Here is a 16,393-nt window from a genome sequence, read left to right on the forward strand (position 1 = left end):
GCACCCGGGCGTGCGCAGTCGTGACTCAGCCGCGGAGCGCGAGCACGAAGGGGAGCACCTCGCCGGCGCCGGCCTCGCGCAGCGTGCGGGCGGCGACCGTGAGGGTCCACCGGCTGTCGGCCTGGTCGTCGACGAGCAGCACCGGGCCGTCGGGCAATTCGAGGCCGTCGGCGGAGAACCGCCCCCACACGCCCGCCAGCCGGAACGCGCTGTTGCCGCCGGGCTCGCCGCTCGGGCCGCTGCCGACGGGCTGCAGCGCGCCGAGGTAGGGCAGCCGGCCGATCTCGGCGAGCCCGCGGGCGAGCGAGTCGACGAGCTGCGGGCGCGAGCGCGAGGGCATCGCGACGACGGCAGCCGGGCGCTCGGCCCAGCCCCAGCCCGCGAGCACGCGCACGCAGGCGTCGAGCACGCGCGGCGGCACGGGCTGGTCGGGGGCGCCCGCGGCGAAGAGCTCGCGCAGCACGCCGCCCCAGCCGAGGTCGGTGAGGCGCGCGAGCGCCCGCCCCTCGGCGGCCCTGGCTTCGACGGGGATGCGGCCCTTCACGGGTACGCCGAGGGAGTCGGCGCCGGTGGGCCACTGGGCGCGCGGCTCGATCGGGACGCCCACGCGGTCGAGCGCGCCGCGGGCGGCCGCGGTCGCCTCCTGCCCGATCGCGGCGGGGTACCACGGCCCGGCGCAGGTGTCGCAGCGGCCGCACGGGGTCGCCGTGTCGTCGTCGAGGCTGCGCTGCAGGTAGGCCATGCGGCATTCGGTCGTGCGCTCGTACTCGAGCATGTGCTGCTGCTCGGCGACCCGCTCGGCGGCGATGCGGCGGTACCGTTCGGCGTCGTAGACCCAGGGCTCGCCGGTCGCGACCCAGCCGCCCTGCACTCGGCGCACCGCGCCGTCGACGTCGAGCACCTTGAGCAGCAGCTCGAGCGGGGTGCGCCGGATGTCGACCATCGCCTCGAGCGCCGGCGTCGACACGGGCTGCTCGCCGAGCGCGGCGATGACGCGGCTCGCGCGCTCCTCGTCGGGCATGGACGCGGTGGCGAAGTAGTGCCAGATGTCGCGGTCTTCGACGCCGGGGAGGAGCAGCACGTCGGCGTTGTCGGTCGCACGCCCGGCGCGGCCCACCTGCTGGTAGTACGCCACCGGCGAGGAGGGGGCGCCGAGATGCAGCACGAAGCCGAGGTCGGGCTTGTCGAAGCCCATACCGAGCGCGCTCGTGGCGACGAGCGCCTTCACCTCGTTGCGCTTCAGCATGCCCTCGGACTCGGCGCGCTCGTCGGGGTCGGTCTGCCCGGTGTAGGCGCGCACCTCGTGGCCGTGCTCGCGCAGCAGCCTGGCGGTGTCGACGGCCGCGGCGACCGTGAGCGTGTAGATGATGCCCGAGCCCGGCAGCTCGTCGAGGTGGCCGAGGAGCCACGCGAGCCGGCTCGGCGAGTCGGGCAGCTCGAGCACCCCCAGGCGCAGCGAGGCGCGGGCGAGCGGCCCGCGGATGGTCAGCACCTCGGCCGCGGCATCCGCCCCGCCCGTCGTGAGCCGGCCCGAGTCGTCGGCGACCGTCGCGCCCAACTGCTCGGCGACGTCGGCCACGACGCGACTGTTGGCGGTCGCCGTGGTGGCGAGCACCGGCACCCCCGCGGGCATGCGGGCGATGAGCTCGCGCAGGCGCCGGTAGTCGGGGCGGAAGTCGTGCCCCCAGTCGCTGATGCAGTGCGCCTCGTCGATGACGAGGAGGCCGATGCGCTCGACGAGCCCGGGCAGCTGGGTCTCGCGGAACGCGGGGTTGTTCAGCCGTTCGGGGGAGACGAGCAGCACGTCGACCTCGTCGGCGGCGAGGCGCTGCTCGACCTCGCGCCACTCGTGCGCGTTGGTGGAGTTGATGGCGACGGCGCGGACGCCGGCGCGCTCGGCCGCGGCGATCTGGTCGCGCATGAGGGCGATGAGCGGCGAGACGAGCAGGGTGGGCCCGGCGCCAGCGCGGCGGAGCAGCAGCGTCGACACGAAGTACACGGCGGACTTGCCCCAGCCGGTGCGCTGCACGACGAGCGCGCGGCGGCGCTCCTCGACGAGCGCGCTGATGGCCTCGAACTGGCCGTCGTGGAAGTCGACGTCGTCGCGGCCGACGAGCTCGCGGAGGGCGTCGAGGGCGGCGGAGCGCAGTTCGGTCATGGCGTCCAGCCTGCCCGATCCCGCTGACAGCCGATTCAGTCGGCGGGGCCGGGCGCGAATGCGGTCAGTATTTGCGGGTGCCCGCCCGCCGCGACCCGCAAATACTGCCGTCATGCCGGTGGTTGCGCGCGAGGACGGGGCGGATGGCGCGGCAGCGGGCCGGGCGGCCGCTCTTCCAGGAACCAGGACGGATGCGCTACGCTCGGGATTCCTAACCGAACAATCGGTCAGGAAATGTCCCCATGATCATGCCAGGGGTCCCTGCCCGGCATCCCCCGTGCCGGCCCCGCCCGAACGAACAACGGAGTTCGCATGTCGACAGCTGTCACCGATCCCGCTCGCGCCGAGCGGATGTCCCCCGAGGAGCGGAAGGTGCTCGCGGGCACCCTCGTCGGCACCTCGATCGAGTGGTACGACTTCTTCATCTACGCCCAGGCGGCCGGCCTCGTGCTCGCGCCGCTCTTCCTCGCCCCGGTCGCGGAGTCGAACCCGGGCCTCGCCCAGGTGCTCTCCTTCGCGACCATCGGCATCTCCTTCCTCTTCCGCCCGCTCGGGGCCATCGTCGCCGGCTACCTCGGCGACAAGCTCGGCCGCAAGAAGATGCTCGTCTTCACGCTCATCATGATGGGCCTGTCGACCTCGCTCATCGGCGTGCTGCCGACGTACGCGGCGATCGGCATCGCGGCGCCGATCCTGCTCATCCTGCTGCGCATCCTGCAGGGCTTCTCCGCCGGTGGCGAGTGGGGCGGCGCCGCGCTCATGGCCGTCGAGCACGCCCCGAACGGCAAGCGCGGCTTCTTCGGCGCGTTCCCGCAGATCGGCGTGCCCGTCGGCATGATCCTCGCGACCTTCACGCTCTGGCTGCTGACGAGCTCGATGTCGCCCGAGGCGTTCCTCGAGTGGGGCTGGCGCGTGCCGTTCCTGCTCTCGATCGTGCTCATCATCGTCGGCTACGTCATCCGCCGCGCCGTCGAGGAGAGCCCGGTCTTCGAGGAGCTGCTGCGCCGCCGCAAGGAGTCCTCGGCGCCGCTCGGACAGCTCTTCCGCCGCAACACCAAGCAGGTGCTGCTCACGGCGGTCATCTTCATCGCGAACAACGCCGCGGGGTACCTCCTCATCGCGTACTTCGCGACCTATGCCGTCGCGGCGCTCGGCATGGACCGTCCCACCGTGCTGCTCGCCACGACGCTCGCCTCGTTCGGCTGGCTGATCTTCACCCTCTGGGGCGGTCGCCTGTCCGACCGGCTCGGGCGGGTGCGCACGTTCCAGATCGGCTACGTGTTCCTCGCGCTGTGGGCGGTGCCGATGTGGTTCCTCATCGACACCGGCAACATCGTCTGGTACTTCGTCGCCCTGTTCGTCATGACGTTCGGGCTCGGGCTGTCGTACGGCCCGCAGGCGGCGCTCTACGCCGAGATGTTCCCGGCGAGCGTGCGGTACTCGGGCGTCTCGATCGGCTACGCGCTGGGGGCCATCCTGGGCGGCGCGTTCGCGCCCATGATCGCCGAGGCGCTGATGAACGCCTTCCACGCCTCGTGGACCATCGGCCTTTATATCGCGATCGCGGCGATCATCTCGCTCATCGGCGTCTCGCTCGTGAAGGAGACGAAGGGCGTCGACCTGCTCGACTGACCCTCCCACCGACTTGCCCGACTTTCATGAAAGTCGGGCAAGTCGGTTTCGGGGGTGGGCGTGCGGGCCGGCGGCGGGCATGCCATAATTACTTTCCGAACGCTCGGTCAGGAAATCGACCAGGCGAACCGCCGTCGCAGACAACGCAGTCAGGAGACCCGCATGGCCGAGGCCTACCTCGTCGGAGGCGTGCGCACGCCCGTCGGACGCTACGGCGGCGCGCTGGCCGGCGTCCGCCCCGACGACCTCGCCGCCCTCGTCGTCCGCGAAGCGGTCGCCCGGGCCGGCATCGGCGCCGACCAGGCGGGCGAGCTCGACGAGGTGATCCTCGGCGCCGCCAACCAGGCCGGCGAGGACAACCGCAACGTCGCCAGGATGGCCGTGCTGCTCGCGGGCCTGCCCGATGAGGTCCCCGGCATCACCGTGAACCGCCTGTGCGCCTCCGGCATGTCGGCGGTCACGATGGCCGCGCAGGCGATCCGGGCGGGCGACGCGGAACTCGTCGTCGCCGGCGGCGTCGAGTCGATGACCCGTGCGCCCTGGGTGCAGCAGAAGCCCGAGCGACCCTGGGCCAAGCCCGGCGCCGCCTACGACACCTCGATCGGCTGGCGCTTCCCGAACCCCGAGCTGCTCGCCCGCGACAAGGCCACCTACGCGATGCCCGAGACGGCCGAGGAGGTCGCGCGCGTCGACGGCATCACCCGGGAGGAGGCGGATGCCTTCGCCCTCCGTTCGCAGCAGCGCGCCGCCGCGGCCATCGCCGCCGGACGCTTCGAGGCCGAGATCGTCGGCGTCGCCACCCGGGCCGGCGAGGTGCTCGTCGACGAGGGGCCGCGGCCGGAGACGACGCTCGAGGCGCTTGCCGGCCTGCGCCCCGTCGTCGCCGGTGGCTCGGTCGTCACCGCGGGCAACTCGAGCTCGCTGAACGACGGCGCCTCGGCGATCGTCGTGGCGAGCGGCGCCGCCGTCGAACGCTACGGCCTCGTGCCGCGCGCCCGCATCGTCGTCGGCACGAGCGCCGGGCTCGCCCCCGAGATCATGGGCCTCGGACCCGTGCCCGCGACCGAGAAGGCGCTCGAGCGCTCCGGGATCGACCTCGACGAGATCGGCTCGATCGAGCTCAACGAGGCGTTCGCGACCCAGTCGATCGCGTGCATCCGCCGGCTCGGCCTCGACGAGGCGCGCGTGAACGCCGACGGCGGCGCGATCGCGCTGGGCCATCCGCTCGGCTCCTCCGGCTCGCGCCTGCTCGTCACGCTCCTCGGCCGGATGGAGCGCGAGGGCTCCCGCTACGGCCTGGCCACCATGTGCGTGGGCGTCGGCCAGGGCACCGCGGTCATCCTGGAGGCGGTGCGATGAGCGCCGCCAGTGGCCGCGTGCTCCGCATCGAGCGCCTCGACGACCGGGTCGTCGCGACTCTCGACCGCCCCGAGAAGCGCAACGCGATCGACCAGGCCATGATCGACGAGCTGCACGAGCTCTGCGCCGAGCTGGAGGCCGAGCCGCGCATCCTCATCCTGACCGGCGCGGGCGGCGTCTTCGCCTCGGGCGCCGACATCGCCGAGCTGCGCGAGCGGCGCGCCGACGACGCCAGGAAGGGCATCAACGCGCACGCCTTCATCCGCGTCGCCGAGCTGCCGATGCCCGTCATCGCCGCCCTCGACGGCTACGCCCTCGGCGGCGGGGCCGAGCTGGCCTACGCCGCCGACCTGCGGCTCGGCACGCCGGCGCTGAAGATCGGCAACCCCGAGACGGGGCTCGGCATCCTCGCGGCGGCCGGCGCGAGCTGGCGGCTGCGCGAGATCGTCGGCGACGCGCGCGCCATGGAGCTGCTGCTCACCGGCCGCGCCGTCGGCGCCGAGGAGGCCCTCGCGATCGGCCTGATCACGGCGGTGCATCCGCCCGAGGAGCTGCTGCCCGCCGCGCACGCGCTCGCCGACCGCATCGCCCGCAACGACCGCGCGGCGACGATCGCGACGAAGCGCGTGTTCCGTGCGCCGCGCGCGGCGCACCCCGCCGTCGACCTCGAGGAGCAGGCGGCACTGTTCGAGAGCCCGGAGAAGTTCCGGCGGATGACCGAGTTCCTGGAACGGCGGAAGGGATGAGCGCGGCGGAACGGATGAGCGCAGCGGGGCGGATGCCGGAGGCACCACAGGTGCGGGAGGGCGGCGTGGGCGGCGCCCCCGCCGCGGTCGGAGTGCTCGGCGGCGGCCGGATGGGCGCGGGCATCGCGCACGCCTTCCTGCTCGCCGGGTCCCGGGTCACGGTCGTCGAGCGCGACGCCGAGGCGGCGGAGGCCGCCGGCCGAAGGGTGCGCGACGCCGTCGCCGTCTCGATCGAACGCGGCACCGCCGACGAGGCCGCCGGCGCGTACGACGCGCGCTTCGCGACGAGCACCGAGGTGGGCGACTTCGCCGCGTGCGAGCTCGTCGTCGAGGCGGTCCCCGAGGAGCTCGCCCTGAAGGCCGACGCCCTCACCCGCGTCGAGGCCGTGCTGTCGCCCGACGCGGCCCTCGCGACGAACACCTCCTCGATCTCGATCGACGAGCTCGCGGCGCTCCTCGACCGCCCGCATCGCTTCCTCGGCATGCACTTCTTCAACCCGGTGCCGGCGTCGGCGCTCGTCGAGCTCGTGCGCGGCCACTCGACCGACGCCACGCTCGCCGTCGAGGCGCAGTCGTGGGTGCAGGCGATCGGCAAGACCCCGATCGTCGTCGCCGACGCGCCGGGCTTCGCGTCCTCCCGTCTCGGCGTCGCGCTGGGGCTTGAGGCGATCCGCATGCTCGAGGCCGGGGTCGCCTCCGCCGAGGACATCGACCGGGCGATGACGCTCGGCTACAAGCATCCTGTCGGCCCGCTCCGGCTCACCGACCTCGTCGGGCTCGACGTGCGGCTCGGCATCGCCGAGTACCTCGCGAGCACGCTCGGCGAGCGCTTCGAACCGCCGGCGCTGCTGCGGCGGATGGTCGCCGAGGGCCGGCTCGGCCGCAAGAGTGGCGAGGGCTTCTACCTGTGGGATGCGCCGTGAGCGCGCAGACGAGCGAGAGGAACACGATGAGCGAGACCCTGACGGACGCGGCGCTGCCGAGCTACGTGCGGGATGCCTGGTGGAGCCCGGATGCCTCGGCCGCGACGAGCGAGGTGCGCGACGCCGCGACCGGCGAGCTCGTCGCCCGCGTCTCGACCGAGGGGCTCGACCTCGCCGGTGCGCTCGAGCACGCCCGCACGGTGGGGCAGGCCAGCCTCGGCGAACTCACCTTCCACCAGCGCGCGGTGCTGCTGAAGCGCATGGCGCTCGCGCTCACCGAGCGCAAGGCCGAGCTGTACGAACTGTCGAGCCGCACCGGCGCCACGAAGCAGGATTCCTGGGTCGACATCGACGGCGGCATCGGGGTGCTCTTCACCTACTCGAGCAAGGGCCGGCGCGAGATGCCGAACGCGAAGGTCTACGTCGACGGCGCGGTCGAGCAGCTCTCGAAGGACGGCACATTCCTCGGGCGGCATGTGTACACCAGGCTGCCTGGCGTGGCCGTGCAGATCAACGCCTTCAACTTCCCGGTGTGGGGCTCGCTCGAGAAGTTCGCCCCCGCCTTCCTCGCCGGCGTGCCGACACTCGTGAAGCCCGCGACCCCGAGCGGCTACCTCGCCGTCGCGATGGTGCGGATCCTCGTGGAGTCGGGCCTGCTGCCCGCCGGCTCGCTGCAGCTCGTCGCGGGCAGCGTGCCCGGGCTCTTCGACGAGCTGCGGCTCGGCGACCTCGTCGCGTTCACCGGCTCCGCCTCGACGGCGGAGCGGCTGCGCGCCCACGACTCCGTGCAGACGGGCGGGGTGCGCTTCACGAGCGAGACCGACTCGATCAACGCCTCCGTGCTCGGCACCGACGCCACCGCCGGCACGCCCGAGTTCGACGCCTACGTCAAGCAGCTCGTCGTCGAACTCACCACCAAGGCGGGGCAGAAGTGCACCGCCATCCGGCGGGCGATCGTGCCCGAGGCATCCGTCGACGACGTCATCGCCGCGGTGCGCGACCGCATCGCCGAGCGCGTCGTCGTCGGCGACCCGCGCGCCGAGGGGGTCACGATGGGCCCGCTCGCCTCGACCGAGCAGCGCGACGAGGTGCTGCGGCAGCTCGCCAAGCTCGAGGCCGCGGGCGGCGAGCGCGTGATCGGCGAACCGGGGGAGCCCGAGGTGCTGCGCGCCGACGGCACGCGCGGCACCCTGCCGGAGGGCGCCTTCGTGGTGCCCACGCTGCTGCGCTTCGCGGATGCCGACAGCCCCGCGTTGCACGAGGTCGAGGCCTTCGGACCGGTGTCCTCGATCGTCGGCTACCGCTCGCTCGCCGAGGCGGCCGAGCTCGTCGCGCGCGGCGGCGGCTCGCTCGTGACGAGCATCGCGACGCACGACCCGGAGGTGGCGGTCGCGCTCGCCGGCACGGTCGCGGCCTACAACGGGCGGCTGCTGTTCCTCGATCGCGACGACGCCCGCACCTCGACGGGGCACGGCTCGCCACTGCCGAACCTCGTGCACGGCGGCCCCGGGCGGGCCGGCGGCGGCGAGGAGCTCGGCGGCATCCGCGCCGTGCTGCACCACATGCAGCGCACCGCCGTGCAGGGCTCGCCCGAGATGCTCACCGCGCTCACGGGCGTCTGGCACGCCGGGGCATCCGCCCGACCGTACGCGGCGAGCGGCGAGCGGCACCCGTTCCGCAAGTCGCTCGCGGAGCTGCGCATCGGCGACCAGGTGCAGAGCCCCGCGCGCACGGTCACGCTCGACGACATCGAGACGTTCGCGGCGTTCACTGGCGACACCTTCTACGCCCACATGGACGAGACCTCGGCGGCGGCGAACCCGTTCTTCCCGGGGCGGGTCGCGCACGGCTACCTGCTCGTGTCGTGGGCGGCAGGCTTGTTCGTGGACCCCGAGCCGGGCCCGGTGCTCGCGAACTCGGGGCTCGAGAACCTGCGCTTCGTGACGCCGGTGTCGCCGGGCGACGAGATCCGTGTGGAACTCACGGCGAAGCAGATCACGCCGCGGGAGACCGACGAGTACGGCGAGGTGCGCTGGGACGCCGTGCTGCGCAACCAGCGCGACGAGCTCGTCGCGAGCTACGACGTGCTGACCCTCGTCGCGAAGGAGCCGGCGGCCGCGTAGGGCGCACGCGGGCGCCGTCAGCCCCTGGCGTTCCGCTCGCGGTGCCGGCGGACGGCGGCACGGTTCGCGCAGCGCACCGAGCAGTAGCGCTGGCGTCCGTTGCGGGTGACGTCGACGACGACGTTCGCGCACGGGGACGCCGCGCAGCGGCCGAGTCGGTCCATGCCCCGCGTCGTGAGGTGCAGGGCGGTGCCGACCGAGATCACCGCGGCGAGCACCTCGGGGAGGGTCTGCAGGTCGTCGCGGTAGTGCAGGTGCCAGCCCTCGCCGTCGTGGTCGGTGAGGCGGGGGTAGGCGGCGACGGCCGCCATCCGGGCGTTCAGGATGGCGGCGCGCTCGGGATCGCTCGTGGCATCCACGACCTCGAGCCAGCCGTCGATGACGCGGCGGGTGCCGGCGTGGTCATCGGCGTGCACCGGGAACGTCATCGTCATGCCGAACTCGCGCGTCCGCGCCTCGATGCCCGCCCGGTCGTCGGGCCAGTCACCGGCGAGTGAGGCCGCGAGCAGGACCGCGTACTCGCCGTAAGGGTTGAGATGCATAACGGCATTACATCATCGTGGGATCATGACCGGAAGCCCCGCCACTCGACCGGCCCCCGCGCCGGTGATCGCGCACGAGCACGGCTGGCTCGTCGAGTCCGCGCACCGCACCTCCGAGGGGATCGTGCAGTACGTGCGCTGCGCCGAGTGCGGCGTGCGCCGGGTGGATGTCGCGGCCGTCCCGGTCGTCGTCCCCGCCGCCGCGAGCCGCGAGCTCGGCTGACGGGGCGCTTCGACATCGGGACCGCTTCGACAGGCTCAGCGAACCAAGGACGGCACTTCGACAGGCTCAGCGAACCACTGGTCCGCTGAGCTCGTCGAAGCGGGTCCCGCCGCATGGCTCGCTGAGCCCGTCGAAGCGGGTCCCGCCGCATGGCTCGCTGAGCTCGTCGAAGCGCCGAAAAAATGTTCAGTCGAACCGGCGTCATGATCCGGCCGGTCCGCCATCTCTCAAGTGGCGGCACTGACGGCCGCCCGTCCTGACCCGACAGGACGCCCGGTCCGCGCCCGAACGCGAACCGGCGCTCGCATTGCGTGCGGACGTGCCCGGCACGTCCGCACGCAGGCGCGTGTTTCGCACGCGCTCCTTCAGTGCACCCTCCCGACGGGTCGCCGATCGGTCGTCCCCGGACCGCTCGGACGGACGTACCCGAAGGAAGGAATGCAGTCTTGTCGAGCCTCGTGCGTGCGGCCAGCCCCGGTCGCCACCGCGGAGCGAGGACAGCCATCGCGGCTGTGCTCAGCCTCCTCCTCGCCGTCGCGGCGAACGTCTTCGTCGCGGTTCCCGCGGCGAACGCCGCGAGCGGCACCCCCATCTCCATCGACGACGTCCGATTCGAGACCTCCAAGATCCCGGACGGCAGCCGTCAGGAGCTCACCGTCGACTGGAGCGTGCCCGGCGAGGCATCCAACCCGGTCGCGGTCGTCGTGGACCTGCCCGACGGCCTGCGCGGCTTCGCCGACCGCTTCCCGATGCTCGACCCGGACGGCGCGGCCGCGGGCGAGTGCGTCGTCGACGCCGAGCGGATCACCTGCACGGTCGATCCGGCGTACATCGAGGGTCACGAGCTCGAGATGCGGGGCTCGTTCACCTTCCTCGCCGACGTGTGGCTCGAGAACATCGAGACCGTCGAGCACGTCTTCGACTTCGGCACGGTGCAGACGCCCGTGACCGTCGACCCGAACCCGAACCGCTGCACCGAGAACTGCGAGTTCGGCGGCTGGGACGCCTGGAAGAGCGGCTCGTACCAGAACCTCGAGGACACCATCTCGTGGTGGGTCGGCGTGCCCAGCGGTCCCGACGGCATCCCCGCCGGGCAGCGCGTCGCCGTCGAGGACGTCCTCGACACGACCGTGTTCGAGCTCGTCGGCGAGCCCCGTGTGCTCGAGGCCCGCTCGCTCGCCTACGACTCGCTCGGCCGCCAGTCACCCCAGTTCGCGTGGAAGCCGGCCTCGGAGTACACCGTCTCGGGCGACGGGCTCCGCGTCGAGTTCACCTCCGTCGCCGGCCTCGGCGCCGACGCCCCCGAGGGCCAGCAGGGCATCACCGGCTCCGTGTACGAGGTCGTCTGGACCGTGAAGGTGCTCGACCTCGGGAAGGCGAAGAACTACACGAACACCGCCAACTGGGAGATCGAGGGCGAGCGCAGCGGCACCACGACCGGCACCGCGACCCGCTACTCGGGCTCCGGCACCGTCGTCGGCACGAACTTCGGCAAGTTCCGGCTCACCAAGGAGCTCGCGGGCGACACCTCGCTCGCACCGGCCTTCACCGTGAACTACACGAGCGAACTCGACGGCGTCGTCACCGAGCAGAAGCCGATCACGATCCACGCGGGCGAGTCGTTCCTGAGCGACGAGCTGTTCCGCGGCACGACGATCACGCTCGACGAGCTGAAGCCCGCCGAGCCCGCGAACGTCGACTGGGCGGACCCCGTGTTCGTCCTCCCCGACGGCACCCGCACCGACCGCGTCGAGCTCACCCTCGACGGGACGCAGGGCAAGCTGGGGCAGGTCACCGACATCCGCCTGGAGAACGGCGCGACCCTTCAGCGCGCCTCGCTCGGCGCCGCGAAGACCGTCGTGAACCCCGACGGCATGCGGATCCCCGAGGACGTGAGCTTCACCCTGAACTACCGCTGGGCGGCGAACGCCGAACTCGGCATCCCCGCCGGCGGCGGAGCGGTGCAGCTGCCCGTCGACGGCACCCGGGTCGAGATCCCGGAGCTGCCGGTCGGGGCGGTCGTCGACTTCTCCGAGAGCGCCCCCGCCGCGGTGCCGGGCGCGAGCTGGCAGGATCCCGTCATCGAGCCGGCCCGCGTCACCGTGGGCGCCGACTCGGCCGAGGTGCAGGTGCGGGTGACGAACACGCTCACCCGCGACCTCGGCTCCTTCGACATCCTGAAGCGCCTCGACGGGGCCGGCTCCGGCCTCGTCGACGACCCGACGTTCACCGTGCAGTGGTCGTACCCGGCCGATCCGGCGAACGGCGTGTACGAGGCCGGCCGCGGCACCGTCGACGTCACCGCCGGCGGCGAGCCGGTCGCCGTCGAGGGGCTGCCCGCGGGCGCGGTCGTGACGCTCGAGGAGCTGCTCGACCCCGTCGAGGGCGGCACCTGGCAGGAGCCCGTCTTCAGCCAGCAGACGTTCACGATCGTGAAGGGCACCCGCATCTCGGTCGACCTCGACAACGAGCTCGCGCTGAACACCGGCGGGTTCTCGGTCGTGAAGCGCCTCGAGGGCAGCGGCGCCGGGCTCGTGCCCGCGAGCGACGCGTTCACGGTGCGCTACGAGTACGACGCGGGCATCGGCTTCGGCGCGGGCTCCGGCGAACTCGTCGTGCGCGCCGACGGGCAGGCCGTCGCGAGCGGTCCGCTGCCCTACGGCGCCGTCCTGCGGCTCACCGAGCTGGAGCCGGCGCCCGTCGTCGGCGCCACCTGGGCCGAGGGGGCCGTCTTCTCACCCGAGACCGTCACGATCGGCGACGGCACGACGGTCGAGGTGAGCCTGACGAACACGATCACCCGGGACGTCGGATCGATCGAGCTCCGCAAGCAGCTCGAGGGCACGGGCGCGCACCTCGTCGGCGCCGACCGCGAGTACCGCTTCACCTACGAGTACCCGGCGGGCGCAGCCTGGGACGCGGTCGGCCCGACCGAGTTCGCCGTGCCCGGCGACGGCAGCGCCGTCAGGATCGACGACCTCCCGGCGGGGGCCGTCGTGACGATCCGCGAGCTCGAGCCCGAGGCCGTCGAGGGCGGCAGCTGGGGCGCGCCGCGCTTCTCGGAGTCGAACGTGGTGACGGTCGGGAAGGATGCCTCGACCGAGGTGCTCGTCGTGAACACGCTCGAGCTGAACGCCGGCTCCTTCGCCGTGCGCAAGCAGCTCGACGGCACCGGCGCCGGGCTGCTGCCTCGCGGCACCGAGTTCACCGTGCGGTACAGCTACCCCGCCGGACCGGGCTTCGAGGCCGGATCGGGCGTGCTGACCGTCACGGCCGGGGGCGTCGCGACAAGCGAGCCGATCCCGTACGGCGCCCGGGTGAGCCTCAGCGAGGTGACCCCGGCCGCAGTGGACGGCGCCGAGTGGACGAGCGCCCGCTTCAGCGCGGACTCGCTCGTGATCGGTGACGGCACGGTCGCCGAGATCGTGCTGACGAACACGCTCGAGCGCACCGGCGGCGAGGACCTCGCCTCGACGGGCGTCGACGGGGTCGGCGCTGCGGTCCTCGGCGGCGGCCTCGCGCTGCTCCTCGGGCTCGCGCTCCTCGTCGGAGGCATCCTGCGCCGTCGACGCGCTGCCTAACCCGGTCCCAGCACCCGAGTTGCCCGACTTTCATGGAAGTCGGGCAACTCGGGGTTCGGGCTCGGGGGGCTGGGGCTGCGCAGCCGTGAACGTTCGATGGATGCGGCGGACGGCGCCTCGGAGCAGACTGCACCTGAGCGTGCCCGTGTGCCCGGCGCGCCCGTGAACCGGAAGGACGCCCCATGAACCGCCTCTTCACCGCCGCCGTCGTCTACCTCGTGCTCGGGCTCGGCTCCGGGCTGTTCTACCGCGAGTTCACGAAGGCGAACGACTTCGTCGAGGGCGGCGCGACGCAGCTCTCGGTGGTGCACACGCACCTGCTGACGCTCGGCTTCCTCGCGATGCTCATCGTGCTCGCCCTGGAGAAGGCGTTCACGCTGAGCGCCTCGCCGCTGTTCGGCTGGTTCTTCTGGGTCTACAACGCCGGCGTGCTGCTCACGAGCGCGATGATGGTCTGGCACGGCTCGCTGACCGTGCTCGGCCAGGAGTCGAACGCCGCGATCGCCGGCATCGCCGGGCTCGGTCACATCGTCGTCACGGCGGGGCTGGTGCTGCTCATGATGGCGCTGCGGAAGGGCATCGTCGCGGCGAAGGCCGTTCCGGCCGGCGGTGCGGATGCCCCGTCTGAGGCATCCGTCTGAGGCATCCGCCTGAGGGGCGCGGACGATCTGAGGCGCCCGTGCCCCAGGAATAGGGCGATCCTCCGATGCCGGGCGCCCACCTCAGCGCCGAGGCTGAGTGTCGACGAACAAGGAGTCGACATGCACATCTCGGAGACGGCGTTCCCCCACCTCGTGGCGGCGGCGGACGAGCGGATGGTCCGTGAACTCGAACAGCGTCGGGTGGCCGCCGAGCGGCAGGCCGAGGCGCAGCCGGGGCAGCAGCCCGTCGCAGACGGGGCCGCCCGGCCTCGGCGCGGCTGGCTGCGGCGCCACCCGGCCCGACGCGCCCTCGGCGCATGACGTCAGTATTTGCGGGTGGCGGCGTCTCCGCACCCGCAAATACTGACGTCGTGCCGGTAGGGGAAGCGGGCGGGTCGGGCTCAGCCGAGCAGTTCCTCGACGCGGTTCGAGGTGGGCATGCGCAGGCCGTCGAGCGCGATCGCGATGACGTCGTCGGCGAGGCCGTCGGCGTTCTCGCGACCGCCGGGCCGGTACCACTCGACGATCGAGTTGATCATGCCGAAGGCGAGCCGCGAGACCACGCTCGCGTCGATGTCGCTGCGCAGCGAGCCCTCGCGCTGAGCCTCGGCGACGAGCGCCGTCACCCGCTTGTCGAAGTCGCGCCGACGGGCGAGGGCGCGCCGCTCGACCTCGGTGTTGCCGCGCACCCGCAGCAGCAGCGTCACCGAGGGCAGCTGCTCGACGAGCACGTGCACGGCGCCGCGCAGCACCCGGTCGAGCCGGTCGGCGGCGCGATCGGCCGTGACGGCGGCGTCGGCGACGACCGACTCGAGCCCGCTGAGCGCGGTGTCGAGCGCCTGCTCGAGGATCTCGTCCTTCGACGCGAAGTGGTGGTAGATCGCCGACTTCGAGAGGCCGAGCCGCTCGGCGAGCACGCCCATCGAGGTGGCGTCGTAGCCGTACTCGTTGAACGCGGTGACGGCGACGTCGAGGATGCCCTGCCGGTCGTACCCCGGGCGCCCGCGACGCATGCTCTGGTTCTCGGTCATCGGCATCAGTCTCTCACCAGGGCGCTGCCCCGAGGCATCCGTACTCAGCGCAGGTCGTAGACCCGCTGGTACTTGCCCTCGCTGCGGGGCAGCGCGCCGGGCTCCTCCAGCCGCACGGCGACCGTCGAGCCGATGTGCACCTTGATCCGCTCGGCGAGCACGACCGCGGCCGCCTCGCACGTCTCGACCGACAGCGCGGGATGCCGTTCGATGCGGACGGTGAGGGCGTCCATGCGCCCCTCCCGGCTCAGCTCGAGCACGAAGTGCGGCGTGAGCTGCTCGATGCCGAGCACGAGCTCCTCGATCTGCGTCGGGAACAGGTTCACCCCGCGCAGGATGATCATGTCGTCGTTGCGGCCGGTGATCTTCTCCATCCGCCGCATGCCGGGGCGTGCGGTGCCGGGCAGCAGCCGGGTGAGGTCGCGGGTGCGGTAGCGGATGACGGGGAACGCCTCTTTCGTGAGCGAGGTGAACACCAGCTCGCCGCGCTCGCCGTCGGGCAGCGGTGCGCCCGTGTCGCCGTCGATGATCTCGGGCAGGAAGTGGTCCTCCCAGAGGTGCGGGCCGTCCTTCGTTTCCAGGCACTCGTTGCCGACGCCGGGTCCCATCACCTCACTGAGCCCGTAGATGTCGAGCGCGTCGAGGCCGAGGCGCTGCTCGAGCTCGTGCCGCATCTCGTTCGTCCACGGCTCGGCGCCGAGCACGGCGACCTTGAGCGAGGTCTCGCGCGGGTCGATGCCCTGCTCAGCCATGCAGTCGGCGATGGTGAGCAGGTAGCTCGGCGTGCAGAGGATGGCGTCGGGCTCGAAGTCCACGATGAGCTGCACCTGGCGCGCGGTCTGCCCGCCCGACATCGGGATCACGGTCGCGCCGAGCGCCTCGATGCCGGCGTGCGCGCCGAGTCCGCCGGTGAAGAGCCCGTAGCCGTACGCGTTGTGCACCTTCATGCCGGGACGGATGCCGCTCGCCCGCAGCGAGCGGGCGACGAGCGAGCCCCAGCGTTCGAGGTCGCCCTTCGTGTAGCCGACGACGGTGGGCCGGCCGGTCGTGCCGCTCGAGGCGTGGATGCGGGCGACTTCGGCCATCGGCACGGCGAACATCCCGAAGGGGTAGGTCTCGCGCAGATCGGCCTTCGTGGTGAAGGGCAGGCGGGCGACGTCGGCGAGCGAGCGGATGTCGCGCGGGTGCACGCCGGCCTCGTCGAACTTGCGCGTGTAGAGCGGCACCCGCTCGTAGGCGTGCGCGACGGTGCGCTGCAGCCGCTCGAGCTGCAGCGCCTCGATGCCGGCGCGGTCGAGCCGCTCCTCGGGGTCGAGCTCGCCGGCGGCGGGGGCGTGCAGCCCGGAGACGGAGGCGGGGCGGGGGATGGTCGTCGTCGACACTGGGTGGCTCCTGAGGGTGGGAGGTGCGGATGCTGGATGCGGTGGCGGGTCC

Annotated in this window: 13 protein-coding genes; 9 read left to right on the forward strand and 4 right to left on the reverse strand. The window is 72.7% G+C overall.

All coding sequences use genetic code 11. The annotated features are described in order from the left end of the window. Positions 1-25 precede the first annotated feature (25 nt). A complete protein-coding gene (locus tag QSJ60_RS04725) occupies positions 26-2,158 on the reverse strand; it encodes a RecQ family ATP-dependent DNA helicase (protein ID WP_285462802.1) in 2,133 nt (710 codons plus the stop codon). Between the two features lie 312 nt (positions 2,159-2,470). Here QSJ60_RS04725 and QSJ60_RS04730 point away from each other — a divergent pair, with 312 nt between their 5' ends. The 5 genes from QSJ60_RS04730 to paaZ all read left to right on the forward strand — a co-directional run bounded on the left by QSJ60_RS04730 (position 2,471) and on the right by paaZ (position 8,941). Next, positions 2,471-3,790 carry an MFS transporter gene (locus QSJ60_RS04730; RefSeq protein ID WP_285462803.1) on the forward strand — a complete coding sequence of 440 codons (1,320 nt, stop codon included), beginning with the start codon at positions 2,471-2,473 and terminating at the stop codon, positions 3,788-3,790. Positions 3,791-3,952: 162 nt separating this feature from the next. Further along, on the forward strand, positions 3,953-5,149 hold the full coding sequence (locus QSJ60_RS04735; RefSeq protein ID WP_285462804.1) for a thiolase family protein: 1,197 nt from the start codon (positions 3,953-3,955) through the stop codon (positions 5,147-5,149). Beyond that, positions 5,146-5,895, forward strand: coding sequence for an enoyl-CoA hydratase/isomerase family protein (locus QSJ60_RS04740; RefSeq protein WP_285462805.1), 750 nt, complete (start codon positions 5,146-5,148; stop codon positions 5,893-5,895). Before QSJ60_RS04735 ends, QSJ60_RS04740 begins: the two co-directional genes overlap by 4 nt. A gap of 32 nt (positions 5,896-5,927) precedes the next feature. Then, positions 5,928-6,818, forward strand: a complete 891-nt coding sequence (locus QSJ60_RS04745) for a 3-hydroxyacyl-CoA dehydrogenase family protein (protein WP_285465256.1) — start codon at positions 5,928-5,930, stop codon at positions 6,816-6,818. 26 nt (positions 6,819-6,844) lie between these two features. Beyond that, complete coding sequence (paaZ, locus tag QSJ60_RS04750; protein WP_285465257.1) at positions 6,845-8,941, forward strand: phenylacetic acid degradation bifunctional protein PaaZ; 2,097 nt, start codon at positions 6,845-6,847, stop codon at positions 8,939-8,941. 17 nt (positions 8,942-8,958) lie between these two features. Here the strand turns inward: paaZ and QSJ60_RS04755 are convergent, their stop codons facing one another. After that, positions 8,959-9,483: a CGNR zinc finger domain-containing protein gene (locus QSJ60_RS04755; RefSeq protein WP_285462806.1), complete on the reverse strand. Its 525-nt coding sequence runs from the start codon at positions 9,481-9,483 to the stop codon at positions 8,959-8,961. 25 nt (positions 9,484-9,508) lie between these two features. Here QSJ60_RS04755 and QSJ60_RS04760 point away from each other — a divergent pair, with 25 nt between their 5' ends. The 4 genes from QSJ60_RS04760 to QSJ60_RS04775 all read left to right on the forward strand — a co-directional run bounded on the left by QSJ60_RS04760 (position 9,509) and on the right by QSJ60_RS04775 (position 14,249). Beyond that, the gene (locus tag QSJ60_RS04760) at positions 9,509-9,706 is read left to right on the forward strand and encodes a hypothetical protein (RefSeq protein ID WP_230763760.1); all 198 of its coding nucleotides are present in this window, start codon (positions 9,509-9,511) and stop codon (positions 9,704-9,706) included. Positions 9,707-10,218: 512 nt separating this feature from the next. Beyond that, positions 10,219-13,287, forward strand: a complete 3,069-nt coding sequence (locus tag QSJ60_RS04765) for a DUF5979 domain-containing protein (RefSeq protein ID WP_285462807.1) — start codon at positions 10,219-10,221, stop codon at positions 13,285-13,287. A 182-nt stretch (positions 13,288-13,469) separates the two neighbouring features. After that, a complete protein-coding gene (locus QSJ60_RS04770; protein WP_285462808.1) occupies positions 13,470-13,928 on the forward strand; it encodes a DUF2871 domain-containing protein in 459 nt (152 codons plus the stop codon). 120 nt (positions 13,929-14,048) lie between these two features. Then, positions 14,049-14,249: a hypothetical protein gene (locus QSJ60_RS04775; protein WP_285462809.1), complete on the forward strand. Its 201-nt coding sequence runs from the start codon at positions 14,049-14,051 to the stop codon at positions 14,247-14,249. An 80-nt stretch (positions 14,250-14,329) separates the two neighbouring features. On the opposite strand, the gene QSJ60_RS04780 is transcribed toward QSJ60_RS04775, so the two are convergent. Together QSJ60_RS04780 and paaK are read right to left on the reverse strand one after the other, a co-directional pair. After that, positions 14,330-14,959 carry a TetR/AcrR family transcriptional regulator gene (locus tag QSJ60_RS04780; RefSeq protein WP_285462810.1) on the reverse strand — a complete coding sequence of 210 codons (630 nt, stop codon included), beginning with the start codon at positions 14,957-14,959 and terminating at the stop codon, positions 14,330-14,332. A gap of 44 nt (positions 14,960-15,003) precedes the next feature. Further along, complete coding sequence (gene paaK / locus QSJ60_RS04785; RefSeq protein ID WP_230764186.1) at positions 15,004-16,299, reverse strand: phenylacetate--CoA ligase PaaK; 1,296 nt, start codon at positions 16,297-16,299, stop codon at positions 15,004-15,006. Positions 16,300-16,393: the final 94 nt, after the last annotated feature.

Source organism: Agromyces sp. NBRC 114283 (assembly GCF_030268405.1).
Classification (GTDB): Bacteria; Actinomycetota; Actinomycetes; order Actinomycetales; family Microbacteriaceae; genus Agromyces; species Agromyces mediolanus.

Excerpts from the sequence above, each read along its gene's own strand:
- QSJ60_RS04725 (WP_285462802.1), bottom strand. The coding sequence starts at position 2,158 with ATGACCGAACTGCGCTCCGCCGCCCTCGACGCCCTCCGCGAGCTCGTC.
- QSJ60_RS04730 (WP_285462803.1), top strand. The coding sequence starts at position 2,471 with ATGTCGACAGCTGTCACCGATCCCGCTCGCGCCGAGCGGATGTCCCCC.
- QSJ60_RS04735 (WP_285462804.1), top strand. The coding sequence starts at position 3,953 with ATGGCCGAGGCCTACCTCGTCGGAGGCGTGCGCACGCCCGTCGGACGC.
- QSJ60_RS04740 (WP_285462805.1), top strand. The coding sequence starts at position 5,146 with ATGAGCGCCGCCAGTGGCCGCGTGCTCCGCATCGAGCGCCTCGACGAC.
- QSJ60_RS04745 (WP_285465256.1), top strand. The coding sequence starts at position 5,928 with ATGCCGGAGGCACCACAGGTGCGGGAGGGCGGCGTGGGCGGCGCCCCC.
- paaZ (WP_285465257.1), top strand. The coding sequence starts at position 6,845 with ATGAGCGAGACCCTGACGGACGCGGCGCTGCCGAGCTACGTGCGGGAT.
- QSJ60_RS04755 (WP_285462806.1), bottom strand. The coding sequence starts at position 9,483 with ATGCATCTCAACCCTTACGGCGAGTACGCGGTCCTGCTCGCGGCCTCA.
- QSJ60_RS04760 (WP_230763760.1), top strand. The coding sequence starts at position 9,509 with ATGACCGGAAGCCCCGCCACTCGACCGGCCCCCGCGCCGGTGATCGCG.
- QSJ60_RS04770 (WP_285462808.1), top strand. The coding sequence starts at position 13,470 with ATGAACCGCCTCTTCACCGCCGCCGTCGTCTACCTCGTGCTCGGGCTC.
- QSJ60_RS04775 (WP_285462809.1), top strand. The coding sequence starts at position 14,049 with ATGCACATCTCGGAGACGGCGTTCCCCCACCTCGTGGCGGCGGCGGAC.
- QSJ60_RS04780 (WP_285462810.1), bottom strand. The coding sequence starts at position 14,959 with ATGACCGAGAACCAGAGCATGCGTCGCGGGCGCCCGGGGTACGACCGG.